Here is a 15,690-nt window from a genome sequence, read left to right on the forward strand (position 1 = left end):
GTTATAACTGAGAGTACAATTTTAAAATCCAAAGGCAAGGCCTGCCGTAAGGGCGTTCTCGTAATTTTTTTCATGAAATCTATAATAATAGGGTGATTTGTGTGGGCCTACACTTTTTCGTTCTTCTAACTTTTCTAAAATGCCCAATCCCAGTATCTTCTTTTGGAAATTACGGCGATCCAGGGGTTTGTCTACTATTGTTTCGTAAAGTTTCTGTAATTCGGGCATAGTAAACTTATCCGGAAGCAAATTATACCCAATAGGCTGGTAATGTAGTTGGGCTTGAAGTGTCTGCAATGCTAGGTCTACCATATGATCATGGTCAAAAATTAATACAGGTAGTTGATGAATGTCCCACCAGACACATTCTTCTGTAAAAAGATCAGGTGTAGGAGTAGCTTTTGAAAATTCTACCAAGGCATAGTATCCAATGGATACAATTCTTTCCATTAACCAGTTATTAGGTGGTATAGGTAATTGCACAGCATTGAGAAAATACTGACTACTTTGCGTTTTCAGACGATCCGGATCTCCAAATGTCTGGTACTGCTTCAAAAATATTTTATCCAGGCCAGTCCGTTCTTTCAAAATGCGTTGTGCTGCTATGTCAATGTGTTCATTCCTCTGTATATGTCCACCTGGTAATGCCCATCCATCCAGATATTTTGACCGCAAAAGCAGAATCTTTAATTGATTGTCATGAAATCCAAACACTGCACAGTCTATTGAAAGATGTGGAACATAAGTAAGATGGCCATTAAAAATGAAGTCGTGTAGTTCTTTTGTTACATTCATACTGAACAAATCTAATATTTTTTATTGCGTAACTAATACATTCTATATTTTTTAGTATTATTGTGTATTAAGTACGCAATAAAAATTTTCTGAGTCAACTTCTTGCCTTATAACGATTACAATCTCCAGTTCTAACACCTGTTTATCTTTCATATTTAATTCTTTTTTATGACCAATTATACTCTCTCTCTATGGTCAATTACGCGGATGGCCTTCCCAGGTATTATTGCTTTGGGTTTATGGAACTATCATTCCAAGCCAGAAACCAGTCAGAATGTAGTACAGCCTACTCCTCCTGAAGAGAATCGTTTTACCAAGATTGTTCTGGCAGAAAAGCTGGATGAACCTATGGAAATGGCACCCTTACGTGATGGAAGGGTATTGTTTATTGAACGGAAAGGTAATGTAAAGCTTTACAGTCCAGACACAAAGCAGGTAAAAGTGATTACAACAATACCTGTGAGTACCAAATACACAGATAAGGAAGGAAAGAAAACAGAAGCTGAGGATGGATTGCTGGGATTAACTCTCGACCCAGGCTTTGAACAGAATCATTGGTTGTATCTTTATTATTCACCTGCAGGAGAAACGTCTGAAAATATATTAGCCAGATACGAACTGAGAGGCGATGAACTGGTGATGGATTCAAAGAAGGTTATTCTCCATGTTGCCACACAAAGAGAACAATGTTGCCATACAGGAGGATCTATGGCATTTGATGGAAAAGGAAATCTATTTCTTTCTACTGGAGATAATACAAGTCCACGGGCAACAGGATTTAGCCCTTTGGATGAACGACCAGGACGTAGCCCTTGGGATGCACAGAAATCATCAGGTAATACCAATGACTTACGTGGAAAAGTACTTCGTATACATCCGGAACCAGATGGTAGTTATACTGTTCCGGAAGGTAATTTGTTTCCCAAAGGTACTGCCAAGACTCGTTCTGAAATTTATACGATGGGTCATCGCAATCCCTATCGTATTTCAGTAGATAAAAAGACTGGCTATTTGTATTGGGGGGATGTAGGAGCTGATTCTGGGGTAGATTCTACCGGGCGGGGAGCCAGAGGTCACGATGAATTTAATCAGGCAAAACAACCAGGTAATTTTGGCTGGCCTTATTTTCAGGGAAATAATAAGCCTTTTTGGGATTATGATTTTGCTACCGGAAAATCTGGTTCTCCTTTTGATCCTACCAAACCTGTTAATAATTCTCCTAACAACACCGGACTTACTGAGTTACCTTCTGCCCAGAATGCTATGATTTGGTATCCTGCCAATGAGTCAATTCTTTTTCCTCAATTGGGTAAAGGAGGACGTAGTGCTATGGCAGGCCCTGTCTATTATAAAGATGATTTTCGTACTGCCAAACGAGCCTTTCCTGATTATTATAATGGCAAACTATTTATCTACGAATGGATGCGGGGATGGATTTTAGCTGTGACATTGGATGAAGATGGAAATTATCTGCGTACAGAACCTTTTATGCCGTCACACAAATTTTCGAATCCGATTGAACTGGAGTTTGGACCAGAAGGTGACTTGTATATGCTGGAATATGGAACTGGGTGGTTTCAAGGCAATGACGATGCTCGGTTAGTACGGATTGAGTACAATGGTGGTAATCGGAAACCTATCGTGGAAGCTACTGTCAATAAGAAAATAGGAGCCACTCCTCTGGCTGTTAAGTTTTCTTCAGAAGGAACACAGGATTATGATCGCGATGCTCTAACATATGACTGGACTATTACAGACAAAAAGGGAATAGCTATACAGACATTTAAAGAGTCTAACCCTGCATATACTTTCACAAAGCCAGGTGTGTATAATGTGGTGCTTACTGTATCAGATGGTAAAGGTGAACCCTCTACCCGTTCAATGGAGATTGTTGCTGGAAATGAAGCACCTAAACTCACTTTTTCTATGAATAAGGGAAATCGGTCATTTTATTTCCCCAATAAGCCATTTGAATACGCCGTTGCTGTAACAGATAAAGAAGATGGCAGCCTGGCCAATGGAAAGATTTTACCTGCTCAGGTAGCTGTGACCATAGATTATCTGAAAGATGGAGTAGATCCTGTAGAAATCGAGGCTGGCCATCGTACTGCTGAAGCTTCTGCTTCATTAGCTACTGGTAAAAAACTGATGGATGCCAATGATTGTAGATCTTGCCATTTTGTAGATAAGAAATCTGTTGGGCCTGCTTATCAGTTAGTTGCACAAAAGTACAAAGGCGACCCTCAGGCGGCAGACCGCTTAACTACCAAAGTAGTACAGGGTGGTGGTGGTGTTTGGGGAGATGCAGTTATGCCTGCACATCCGCAATTATCTGTTTCAGATGCCAAGGAGATTGTGCAGTATGTTTTAAGTCTGGGAGACACCAAAGCCGCCGCAGTGTCTTTACCTGTAAAAGGAAGTTATACTCCTAAAGTTACTACTGGTAATGATCAGGGAGCATTTATCATTCGGGCCGCTTATAAAGATAAAGGTGCCAATGGCGTACCATCTGCCAGTGCAGAAGATGTACTGGTATTGCGTAATCCATCTGTTCCTGCTGGCAATGCAGATAAATCAGGAGGGATTCAGAAATTTAAGCTTCCTGAGCCACCTGTTGAAATGGTGATTGCTATGGCACCTGATAACTACATTGGATTTAGTAAAACCGATCTGACAGGTATAGACTATGTTACTTTTGTTGTAAGTGCTCCTGTCCAGCAATTAAATGCTGCCGGAGGGGTTATTGAAGTGCATCTGGATTCTCCAACAGGACCGATGATTGGACAAAGTTCCACTATAGTACCTAAAGATGCACCAATTACAGGGACTTCATTTACGCCTGATATGGTCAAAGCCAAACTTACCCCTACTCAGGGTATTCATGATGTATATTATGTATTTAAGAATGATAAGTCTGGCGGAAAACCACTATTTATTGTTTTGACGTTGCAATATAGTGCCGGAGAGAATGTTGCGTCTGGAAAATAGAAGTGGTATAAACTAACAGGTTCTGATTTATACAAAGACATTTATCCTTTCACTTTTTAACCCTATTATTATGAATACACATACATCACGTCGCAGATTTATTGAGAAATTAGGTCTTTCGGCAGCTGGTCTCGGACTGGCTGCGGCTATACCTGAAGAATTATTTGCAACCCCTAAAAAGCTGTTTTTTGAAATCTCATTAGCTCAATTTTCTCTGGCTGGTTCTTTGTTTGCTGGCAAGCTGGCAAATCTGGACTTTCCGGCTATGGCAAAAAACGATTTTGGAATCAGTAATATAGAGTATGTCTCTATGTTCTGGAAAGACAAAGCTACAGATCAAGCTTATCTAAAAGAACTTAAAATGCGTACAGATGACCTGGGAGTACGTAATGTGTTGATTATGGTCGACTCAGAAGGTGATTTAGGCGATACAGATGATGCCAGACGAAAACAGGCAGTAGAAAATCACTACAAGTGGATTGATGCCGCTAAGTTTCTGGGCTGTCACTCAATTCGGGTGAATATTAGCGGCAAAGGAACTGATGATGAGATTGCGAAGGCAGGAGTAGATGGGTATGGGCGATTGGTGGAATATGGAGCCAAAAATAAGATGGGAGTGATTATTGAGAATCATTTTGGTCCATCTACTAACCCTGACTGGTTGGTGAAGTTGGTTAAGCAAATAAAGAGTCCCTATGCAGGAGTATTACCTGACTTTGGAAACTTCACTCGTCGTACAGAGCCCGAAGCACAGACAATGGAGGCATTTATGAAAACGCAGGTAATCAAGGAATATGATAAATACGATGGGGTAACGAAAATGATGCCCTATGCCAAAGGTGTTAGTGCTAAAACCCATGTGTTTGATGATAAAGGCAAAGACACAGAGACAGATTTTAATCGCATGTTGAAAATTATTAAAGATGCTGGATTCAAAGGATTTATTGGCATTGAGTATGAAGGTGGTTTTATGAAGATGATGGGCGCTCCTGGAAATTACCTTACTGAGTATGAAGGTATCATGGCAACAAAACGTTTGCTGGAAAAAGTAGGAGGGCAACTTTCCTAAACTTTAGTGCTTGAATTGATTAATGGAGCCTGCACTTTTCCCAGAAAGTGCAGGCTTTTTTATTTGAATAAATTTGTCTGTTTTAGTGAAAAAATGTTAAAATATTAGTTGGGCAATCCGGTCTTTGGAGATACTGATGTATATTTAACGCATGATTATGGATTGTAGATATTTGAGGATTGCTTGTATAGCTATTATAAGCCTTCTCTCCAGGGCTGGATACTGTTTGCCCGTTCAGGACTCTTCCACTGCTGTAGTCACTAAGATTGAACAGATTGTACGGTTATCCCCCACTGTACGGAGTATGCTCAGTGAAGAAAGTTTTCCTGACTATATTAGTCTGGACCCCAAACTACAGGCTGGTATTATATCAAGTGTAAAGTCTGCTGTTAGTCGTAAGTTTGGCGTAAAAGAGGTGGTGATAAATCAGTCTGCCGGAAATTGGCTTGATTTCAGAAATATAGCGGCTCCTGTACAAGTAGATGTCAATCGGGGAAATGGGACAGTCTATATTGCTATTCAGCAGGTAATACAGCTGACTACCACTTCTGCTGATACACTGGGAATGACTATTAAAAACTTTATGAGTACGTGTTCTATTCTGGCACAGGATAAAGATGGAAAGACACTGTTTACGTCTAAGTTGATTCAGCCTTTTAGTACTGCCAATCGGGCTGGACAGGTGTATGGTTTAGTGGAAATTAGTGCAGAAGACTGGAGCAAATTGCTAACTAACGCTATCAATACAGGCTTTGAGAATACTAACAAGCGATTGCCTCATCAAACGTTTTATCGACCTGCCACAGAAGTTTCAGCCTATGGTTTGACAGGTGCATCTCCCCGTTTTTATATTTTACAGGAAACAGAAAAAACAGCAAGCAGTTTCAAAGGATCTAACCGTGAAAAGATTATTTCCTTCCGGCAGTCTGGACGTGTGCCCAGAGTATGGCAATTCAGTCAAAGTTATTCATTAAGTGAAAATTATTTAAGAGGAGAATACCGTACTCGTATTTTACTTAATGATAAAGCATTTGGAACTGAGTATGAGATTACGGTTACAAGTAATGTAACAAAAGACTCCACAAATATATATTCTCGTAATGTGTCTCCTATACAAATCCGGTGTACTGCTCAACGCTTACTGGTAGGAGATTACACATTGAGTGAAAAACGTTTTGAAGGTCAGGTTGGCTATGATGTTTTTGCGATCAGGGCAGTGCCTCCCCGAAATACATTTGAGGTGACTATAAACGATAAAGTGAAGGCCTTGATCCAACGTGGTGGGATTCGAAACCAGAATGGACAAAAACGCCTGGATACGTATACTTTTATTAGCAGAGACATGGATGATAATATGACAGATAAGATATTTTTATCTTATCTCATTTTTCAGATAGCAAATGAATTGGGAAGGGATTTTCTAGGGTATTAAGTACTATGTTACTAAGAGAGCCTTACCAAAAGGCTCTCTTTTTCTTTAACGGGATATATTCTCTATAGATTTCAACCGTGCTTCAAGTTCTCGTTCCTTACGGAACATTTCTTCTTGTGTAGCAGCCAGCTCTTCCATATTTTGGCGCAACTCTTCTTCTTGCGATTTTAGCATCTCGGCTTGTTCCTGTGATTCCTGCAAAAGCTTTTCTGTTCTCATGGCAGTTTTTGCATTGGTAATGGCAGATGCCATAAACTCTCCTGCTTTTTCCAGAAAACGAACCTGATACTCTTCAAATTGATTAAAGCCCGCAAGTTCTATCAATGCCTCAACCTGGTCATTGTATCTCATTGGAACAATAACTAAGCAACCTGGAGTAGCATCACCTAATCCTGAAGTAATTTCAATATAACCTTGAGGAATATCCGTAAGTAGGATAGATTCTCCTTCGAGATAGGTTTGCCCTAGCAGTCCGGTGCCTGCAGGTATTTGTTTCTGAATAAACTTCTTTCTGTCAAAAGCATAACAGGCTGTTAGTTCCAGATAGACATCTTTCTCAGTACCTTGTACTACAAATAAACTTCCTTGTTGTGCATTGATATATTTTGTAAGGAAAGAAATAACCTCATAAGAAAGCTTCTCAATATGGTGCTGATGATTGCGGACTATTTCAGAAAAACGAGCCAAGCCTTCATTGGTCCAGTTTCGTTTTTCTTCCTCTGCTTTTAGTTTTTTCATTTGCTCTCGCATTTGTAACAACTCTCCTGCAAGATTAGACTGATTGAGATGGATATTCTGCTGAGTGAGACCTTGCCAGTCTACATTGTAATTTCCCTGACTTATTTGCTTAACAAAGGAAGATGCTTTCTTGATATTATCGATAGAGTGTTCGATGCTCTTATGAGCTTCATTTGTGTTTAGAGCAGTGCCTGGATCAAAAAGATACTTTCGGTTATTAGTATCCAGATCCGTCAGAAGCTGAAACCGTTGTGTCCCTTCCTTACGAAGTCGTTGAATAACGAATAAGATAGATGGAATACCAATTAACGTTAATAAGATCTGGATGTATAAATTAGTACTGTTGGCATTTGCATATTCCTGTTCTGCTTTCTGAAGGCGTTTTTCTTCAAATGCGTTAATTGTAATTAACAGCTTTTCATATACTTTCCAAAGAGAGAATCCTTTATCCTTACTGAACTCTGCCAGAAAGTCCTGCATGTTATCTTGCTTTATCAACTTTATCATGGATTCATGAAATGTTGCATATTCACGCATTGCTTGTTTCATTGCCTTCAGTTGCTCCCAACCTTTGGGATCATCGTACTGCTGTACTCGCAAAAGACTATCCAGACGTGTAAATGCCCGTTCCATGTCACCACGAACTTCTGATGGTTTAATATACAGAAATCTATCCTCGTGAATAAGAGCATACCCTCGCAAACTTACATCAATGTGTCGTACAGGAAGTTCATAACAGTTCTTTAGCTCTCTGGCAACAGCTTCTGCCTGTAATTTCATGTTGGTGGTATTTTGTACCACAGATCTATTATAAATACTAAGAATACTACCCAGAAATAGTGTAGCAAGCGTAATTAGCAATGAAATGTATATGACATACCGTCTCTGAAATAACTTGCGTACCAGCATAATGGAGAATAATGATGAATGAATAGACTCCTTGATAATAATAGAAGGGCTTGTTTTTCAGGCAAATGTAGTTTAATGGATCAACATTGACACTGATGTTTTACTGGTTTACTAGGAGGCGTAATATGAAACGGTATTTTGTTTGTGCAAGCGCCTGATGAGAATAATTATTTGGTAGTTAAGTAAATAAAATCGGTATTGAAATAGTTTTTTGAGGATATTTACTCTGTACTTACTCATTTTTCAGAATTACTCTTAAAATAATGATAAGGGCTAGTAACTATAGGGTATGTAACTTTTAATAGAGATTTAAACGCTTGATAGTCTAAGGGAGTAAAATACGTGTTAAGTTCACATGTTTACCACAAAAATACTATTCTATTGGCTTACGTATGAATATTCTAGTATGTGACAGAATATAAATAAGTATTGTTTTAAGCACCTGTTGATTTATTTGATTTTGTATTATCTCTGATTTCCCGTAGCAGATCTCGGATCTCTGTCAGAATAGCTGTTTGGGATTCAGGTGGTAATGTGCCTGAACTCTTTGTAAGACTTCTTTGAGTCAATACTTTGCTTCGAAATTCATGAGCATTGATAACACCAATAAGTTTCATCTGGCTTCCATATTGGTGAGAAGATCCTGCCGTTTCTACTTTAATCATTGATAAGTGCCATGCTTTTAGAATGGGGCCTTCCAGAAACGTCAAATCCTGAATGTTTTCGAGTGGAATAGTTTTCTCAATCTGAAAGATAATACCATTACGAAGACGTAGGTTCTTTGTTGTTAAGACACACACCATGTTTTCGTAGAACTTGCGACTATACCATTGTCCCCACCCTAAAACCCATACCAATGCTACAGGTATGCCAATTATAGTAGATACCAAAATAACGAGTATGTACCAGAAGATATACGTTTTTACTACAGGGTTAAAATCTGCCTTTACAATTGTGGATTCATCGGGAGACAGATGAAATTCAGTAGACTGATCCATTACAGAATATAAGCTGAATAAAAAGAGAAAGGATATAAAAACTCCCCTGACATCACATATATCAGGGGAGAAGAGAGGTATATTTTAATTAAATAGCATCAGATAAACTGGTGAAAGTAAAATCGCGAATCTTAAGTGGTGGTATCAGATAATTTATATCTGATTCTGTACTTACTACTCGCTCTGCTTTTCCAATAGCTTCCAAATTGTTTAGCATAATGATTGGGCTTTCATTGAAACGGAAGTTTTTAACAGGATATTTGATTTGTCCGTTTTCAATGTAGAAAGTACCATCACGGGTAAGACCTGTGAGTAACAATGTCTGAGGGTCAACTGGACGAATATACCAAAGTTTGGTAACCAGTATGCCTTTTTCTGTCCCTTTGATTAACTCTTCCAGAGATGCTGTTCCTCCAACCATAATCATATTGTTGGGTTGAGGAATTGCTTTTACGCCTTTCTTTTGAGCCCAATACCGTGAATAGGATAAGTTCTTGACTACACCTTTTTCTATCCAGTTAATTTTTTCCTGCGGTAGACCATCACCAGACCATGGAGAGGCAGGTAAGTCAGGATTGGTAGGGTCAGAGTAAAAAGTGACACGTTCATCTACAATCTTTTCTCCCAATTTTGTTTTACCACCTGCTTTACTGAGAGAAGAACGTCCTTCATCTGCACTACGGGCATCCATATCAAAGAAAAGATTTTCTAAAAGAACAGCCGCCGCTGTAGGCTCCAGTATAACAGTGTACTTACCCGGTTCAATAGCCTTTGCTCCAACAGAACTTACAGATTTCTGAATAGCAATAGTAGTAGCTGCTGCTGTGTCCAGCTTTTTAAAATCACTATAACCACGTATAACATATCCAGAACCTGTACCTTCTTCTGTGCGAACAGTTAGGGAGAAGTTTACATTTGTGCTTGGATAATAGGCAAATAGACCCTTGGAGTTCATCATAGCAGAATATCCGCTGCGATCTTCCATAAATCCTGCTGCAACCAGTTTCTTTGCCTGAGCTAGCTGGAGACTCTTTGCTACTGCTTCAGCCCGAACATCAGGGGATACAGAAGCGGTACTTTCAAAGTAACCTGTTGCTTTAATGTATTGCTGAGGTCCTAATAATCCTACATACTCAGGATTTTCCGGAGCGAGTTTGGCCAGCTCTTCTGAACGGCGTACTACCTTTTCCAGAGATGCTTCATCAAATTCATCAATAGTGGCTGTACCTACTTTTTTTCCAAAAGCAGATTGTACAACCAGGTTTTTATTGATCAAAGATCCACTGGTAGAAACGGAACTGCGGGCATAACGGATGTTACCTCGTTGTTCTCCCGATATATTTACTTCACATTCATCTGCTTTAGAATAGCTTAATACTTTCTGAAGCAATGCTTTAGCTTCAGCTTCTGTTAATATAACTGACATAATTATTCTTGTGTAGGTGTGGTTGACTTTATTTTCCTTTTCTCATGCATTAGATAGAGTTACGAGTATAGTTTCTTCTATCTATACCATTGTACTCTCCATACCATAGACACCATTGTTATAGCTTACGGGCAGTGTTGATGACATTGACACCATTAAATCGGGCAGTAGAACTTCCGTGTGATACTGCACTGGATTGAGAAGGTTGCCCTTTGCCATCAAAGAATGAACCTCCCAGACGGTAGTCTTTCTCGTCGCAAACCTTTACACACGAGTTCCAGAATTCCTGCGTATTAGATTGATAGGCTACATCTTTCAGCATACCTACAATCTGGCCATCTTTTATTTCATAGAAAAGCTGTCCGCCAAACTGGAAGTTATAACGTTGTTGGTCGATAGAGAATGAACCATCACCAATAATATAAATACCACGTTTTACATCTTTGATCATCTCTGCAACTGATAGTGGTGTTTTTCCGGCAGCAAGGGAAACATTTGCCATCCGTTGAAACTGTACCGAACTCCAGCTATCGGCATAACAGCAGCCTTGTGATTCAGCTTCGCCGATAATATGGGCCTGGTCGCGAATAGCCTGATAGTTAACAAGGATACCATCTTTAACCAGATCCCAACGTTTGGTTTTTACGCCTTCGTCATCATATCCTACTGCGCCTAATGAACCGGGTTGAACTTTGTCGGCAAACAGATTGACTTGTTTGCTACCATAGTTAAAGTTTTTTGATTTCCATTTATCGAGTGTGGCAAAGGAAGTACCTGCAAAGTTGGCTTCATATCCAAGCACGCGATCGAGTTCCAGCGGGTGACCTACTGATTCGTGGATCGTAAGCCATAAGTGAGAAGGATCTAATACCAGATCATATTTACCTGCTTCAACAGACTTGGCTGTTAGCTTTGCTTTTGCCTGTTTTGCTCCTGCTATTACATCTTCCAGCATGTCATATCCTTTATTATAACGGGTTGTAATACCTGTCACCTTATCTTTAGGATTAACTTGCAAATATTCATATCCCATTCCCATAGGCGCACTTAGTGATTGACGGGTCTCAAACTTACCTGTCTTGGGATCAATAGCCGTTGCTGTAAATACAGGCCATATCCTATGTATATCCTGATCGATATAAGACCCATCTGTTGACGCAAAGTACTTCTGTTCGTTTACTAAGAATAATAGAGAGTTAATATAATTGGCTCCATTTTTTAAGGCTTCCGCATTAACATTCAACAGCAGGTCCACTTTTTCCTTAATAGGCACTTCAAACGCATTTTTCTGGATAGGTGCTTTCCAGCTTACCTCTCCAAATCCTTTTTGAGGAGCTAACTGAACAGGTTCCTTTAATAATTTGGAATTGGCCTTCGCAATGGCTACTGCTTGTTCTGCAGCTTTGGCAGTGTCAGCTTCACTTTTAGCATCTACCACAGCAGCAAATCCCCAGCAACCATTGGCAATGACACGTACACCTACTCCATAGGACTCTGTATTCACAATGTTCTGTACTTTGTCTTCGCGGGTTATGACAAATTGGTTCAAATAGCGGCCAATACGGATGTCAGCATAAGTTGCACCTTTGGATTTAGCCGCATTTAATGCTGCATCTGCTAAACGTTTTTTAACGGCGACGTCCATGGGAGATTCCAGCATGGCTTCTACTGCAATAGGACGACCGGAAACTGGAATGTTAGGTAGCATAAATGCTCCTGCTCCCATACCGGCTAGTTGGATGAAGTCTCTACGATTCAAGGTAATTTCCTCCTTGGTTTAAGTTAGGTTGGTTTTGAAAAAATGACTCTTCTGCAAACTCTCTTCGGAGAAATACACAATAAGCCATATAAAATTACAGATTTTTAAATTACATAAGATTAGGAGTGGCAGCAATAAAGTAATAGTCAAATTTTTTGAACGGCAGGATTCAGGGAAGTATGGTCTATGTATCAGGATAAGTGGGATGGTAGGGTTAGTCAAAATTGAAGATTTTTTATAATTTCTGTAGTCAGGCTAGTCTATTATTACCTTGTTTTCGGCATTGTTGTATACGATATATAAATAGGAAGTACTCTTCTTTGGTGAAAAAAGTATGGCAAATTCGCTTATTTGATATAATTTGGTGAAGGATGCTTTTCGCAAAAGAGTATAATGTTTTACATACTACCGCCCATCATTTTTTTCTTCCATTCATATAAACAAAAATTATATTTGGGATAATTGAAGAATATAGCTTGTTGGATTTGACTTATAGCAACAGGATATATAATATTTCCAATAAGAGGAGTTGTCAACCTAAAAACCAATCAAAGTGAAAAGAAGAAACTTTATTCAAGCAGCCGGACTTGGATTAGGCGGACTTATGATGCCTATACCTATGTTTGGAGAGTCTGTTGATCCCTCCGTATTTCTGAACTCAGGAATGGAAGTATCTCAGAAAAAACAATTGGCTGACGTGGCATTGCAAGCTGCAAAAAGTAGTGGAGCCTCATACGCAGATGTTCGTATTGGTCGCTACCTGAACCAGTATCTGTTTACCAGAGAAGATAAGGTACAGAATATTGTGAATACAGAATCTTTTGGTGCTGGAATTCGCGTTTTGGTAAATGGCACCTGGGGATTTTCTGCAACTTCTGAAGTAACAACTGAAGGCATTGCCAAAGCAACCAAACAAGCTGTTGCGATTGCTAAAGCAAACTCCCGTTTGCAAAAAGACCCGGTTCAATTGGCTCCACAAAAGGGATATGGAGAGGTGACCTGGAAGACACCTATTCAGAAAAACGCGTTTGAGGTACCTGTTTCTGAGAAAGTGGATCTATTGCTGGCCGCTAATGCTGCTGCCATGAAAAATGGAGCCAACTTCGTGAACTCTGCTATGTTCCTTATAAACGAGCAAAAATACTTTGCCTCGACGGATGGGTCTTACATTGATCAGGATATACATAGGATATGGCCTAATTTTACAGTAACTGCCATTGATCCTAAAACCAACTCTTTCAAAACCCGTGATGCGTTGAGTGCTCCTATGGGAATGGGATATGAATATTTGACTGGAAAGGGAGCAGGCAAAATTGCAGGGCCAACAGGTACAGGTCTCTCTTTATATAAGAACTCATACGACATTATCGAAGATGCTACTGCAGCAGCCAAACATGCCAAAGAAAAGCTGACTGCTAAATCTGTAGAGCCGGGAAAATACACAGTTGTACTGGAGCCTAACCACTTGGGTCTAACGATCCACGAATCGGTAGGTCACCCGCTGGAACTCGATCGTGTACTTGGATATGAAGCTAATTATGCAGGAACCTCTTTTGCCACACTGGATAAGTGGAAAACGAAAACATTTAATTATGGTAGCAAACAGGTAACCATATTTGCTGATAAAACTCAACCTGGTTCATTAGGCGCAGTAGGATATGATGATGAAGGTGTAAAAACCAAACGTTGGGATCTGGTTAAAGATGGGATACTTGTTAATTACCAAGCTATCAGAGATCAAGCCCATATCATTGGCGAAGCCGAATCACAAGGATGTTGCTATGCCGATAGCTGGAGTTCGGTACAGTTTCAACGGATGGCGAATATCTCTCTTGCTCCAGGAAAAGAGAAATGTTCTGTCAATGACTTGGTTAAAGATGTAGAGAAAGGTATTTACATTGCAGGTCGTGGGTCTTATTCCATTGATCAGCAACGCTATAACTTTCAGTTTGGCGGACAGCTTTTCTATGAAATAAAAGGTGGAAAAGTTGTAGGTATGCTAAATGATGTAGCCTATCAATCCAATACGCAGGAATTCTGGAACTCGTGTTCGAAAGTATGTGATGAAAGTGATTATCGTTTATTTGGGTCTTTCTTTGATGGCAAAGGACAACCTTCTCAGATAAGCGCGGTTTCACATGGAAGTTCTACTGCTCGATTTGATGGTGTTAATGTCATCAACACTGCCCGGAAAATCTAATCATCTATTCTTAAAACAAACCTAACCAATGGCAATATTAAGTAAAGAGGAAGCAAAACAATTGCTTACAAAAGTATTAGGCTATTCGAAGGCTGACGAGTGTTCAATAAGCTTGAACAGCAATCATGGAGGAAACATTCGTTATGCACGGAATACAGTTTCTACCAGTGGTGAAGAAACGAACATGACACTGTCTGTACAGTCTTCATTTGGAAAGAAAACCGGAACTGCCAGTATCAATGAGTTTGACAGTGCATCTCTGGAAAAAGTAGTGAAACGGGCAGAAGAACTGGCCAGATTAGCACCTGAGAACCCCGAATATGTAAGTATACTCGGTCCGCAGCAATATGCTGAATCCAAAGCGTATTTTGACAGCACAGGGAAAATCGATCCTGAATTTCGGGCTAATGTAGCTGAAAAAAGTATTTTGCCTGCTTCTAAAAAAGACATAACAGCAGCTGGTTTCCTGGAGCATTCATCTGGTTTTTCTTCCATAATGAATTCCAAAGGATTGTTTGCTTATCATACGCAGAGTGACCTGAACTTTACTGTCACCATGCGTACAAATGATGGGCTAGGTTCAGGATGGGTTACTCGTGATTTTAATGATGCTGCCAAACTGGATTCTGGAGAGGCTTCTGAAATTGCTATTCAAAAGGCAATAGGTTCTCGTAGTGCAAAAGCTATTGAACCAGGTAAGTATACAGTTGTGTTAGAACCTGCTGCTGCTGTAGATCTGATTGAAAATATGATGCGTAGCTTCAATGCGCGTAATGCAGATGAAGGTCGTAGTTTCCTTTCTAAAAAAGGAGGAGGTAATAAACTGGGAGAAAAACTGCTGGACGAACGAATCAGTATCTACTCTGATCCATTGAATGCAGAAGTTCCGGGCTCTACCTGGACCAATGATGGGCTACCTCGCAAACGTACAGACTGGATACAGAACGGTGTAGTAAAGACGATGGCTTATGATCGTTTCTGGGCACAGAAAAAAGGCACGGAAGCTATTGCCTTCCCTTCTAATATTATCATTCCTGGGGGAAACGGTAGTCTGGAAGACCTGATTAAAGGTACAGAAAAAGGCATTCTGGTTACTCGTTTCTGGTATATCCGTTCTGTTGATCCTCAAACATTGCTCTATACAGGTCTTACGCGTGATGGTACTTTCTACATTGAAAACGGACAAATCAAATATCCTGTCAAAAACTTCCGTTTCAATGAAAGTCCGGTCATCATGTTGAACAATCTGGATGCCATGGGAAAAGCACAACGTGTAAATGGCAACCTGATTCCTCCTATGCGGATTCGCGACTTTACCTTTACCAGTTTATCTGACGCTGTTTAAGAGATGAATAGCATTACAGTTTAATTATCTT

General features: G+C 39.8%; 10 protein-coding genes. 5 read left to right on the plus strand and 5 right to left on the minus strand.

Annotation, left to right across the window (positions count from 1 at the left end; translation table 11 throughout):
- Positions 1–21: 21 nt before the first annotated feature.
- Positions 22–795: an NUDIX hydrolase gene (locus QNI15_RS09585; protein WP_314031540.1), complete on the minus strand. Its 774-nt coding sequence runs from the start codon at positions 793–795 to the stop codon at positions 22–24.
- Between the two features lie 168 nt (positions 796–963).
- Here QNI15_RS09585 and QNI15_RS09590 point away from each other — a divergent pair, with 168 nt between their 5' ends.
- The 3 genes from QNI15_RS09590 (at position 964) to QNI15_RS09600 (ending at position 6,284) form a co-directional block, all read left to right on the plus strand.
- The gene (locus QNI15_RS09590; RefSeq protein WP_314031541.1) at positions 964–3,783 is read left to right on the plus strand and encodes a PQQ-dependent sugar dehydrogenase; all 2,820 of its coding nucleotides are present in this window, start codon (positions 964–966) and stop codon (positions 3,781–3,783) included.
- A 70-nt stretch (positions 3,784–3,853) separates the two neighbouring features.
- Entirely contained in the window at positions 3,854–4,852 is a 999-nt protein-coding gene (locus tag QNI15_RS09595; protein WP_314031542.1) for a sugar phosphate isomerase/epimerase family protein, read from the plus strand.
- 226 nt (positions 4,853–5,078) lie between these two features.
- Complete coding sequence (locus QNI15_RS09600; RefSeq protein ID WP_314031543.1) at positions 5,079–6,284, plus strand: hypothetical protein; 1,206 nt, start codon at positions 5,079–5,081, stop codon at positions 6,282–6,284.
- 45 nt (positions 6,285–6,329) lie between these two features.
- Here QNI15_RS09600 and QNI15_RS09605 read toward each other — a convergent pair whose 3' ends face one another.
- The 4 genes from QNI15_RS09605 to QNI15_RS09620 form a co-directional block, all read right to left on the minus strand.
- A complete protein-coding gene (locus QNI15_RS09605) occupies positions 6,330–7,802 on the minus strand; it encodes a GAF domain-containing protein (RefSeq protein ID WP_314031545.1) in 1,473 nt (490 codons plus the stop codon).
- Positions 7,803–8,365: 563 nt separating this feature from the next.
- On the minus strand, positions 8,366–8,929 hold the full coding sequence (locus QNI15_RS09610; RefSeq protein WP_314000458.1) for a PH domain-containing protein: 564 nt from the start codon (positions 8,927–8,929) through the stop codon (positions 8,366–8,368).
- A gap of 88 nt (positions 8,930–9,017) precedes the next feature.
- A complete protein-coding gene (locus QNI15_RS09615; protein WP_314031546.1) occupies positions 9,018–10,355 on the minus strand; it encodes a TldD/PmbA family protein in 1,338 nt (445 codons plus the stop codon).
- A gap of 118 nt (positions 10,356–10,473) precedes the next feature.
- Positions 10,474–12,114 carry a TldD/PmbA family protein gene (locus tag QNI15_RS09620; RefSeq protein WP_313978562.1) on the minus strand — a complete coding sequence of 547 codons (1,641 nt, stop codon included), beginning with the start codon at positions 12,112–12,114 and terminating at the stop codon, positions 10,474–10,476.
- A gap of 553 nt (positions 12,115–12,667) precedes the next feature.
- Here QNI15_RS09620 and QNI15_RS09625 point away from each other — a divergent pair.
- Positions 12,668–14,314, plus strand: a complete 1,647-nt coding sequence (locus QNI15_RS09625) for a TldD/PmbA family protein (protein WP_314031548.1) — start codon at positions 12,668–12,670, stop codon at positions 14,312–14,314.
- Positions 14,315–14,342: 28 nt separating this feature from the next.
- Positions 14,343–15,659 carry a TldD/PmbA family protein gene (locus QNI15_RS09630; protein WP_314000466.1) on the plus strand — a complete coding sequence of 439 codons (1,317 nt, stop codon included), beginning with the start codon at positions 14,343–14,345 and terminating at the stop codon, positions 15,657–15,659.
- Positions 15,660–15,690 lie beyond the last annotated feature (31 nt).

The sequence above is a fragment of the Xanthocytophaga flava genome (assembly GCF_030068545.1).
Classification (GTDB): Bacteria; Bacteroidota; Bacteroidia; order Cytophagales; family 172606-1; genus Xanthocytophaga; species Xanthocytophaga flava.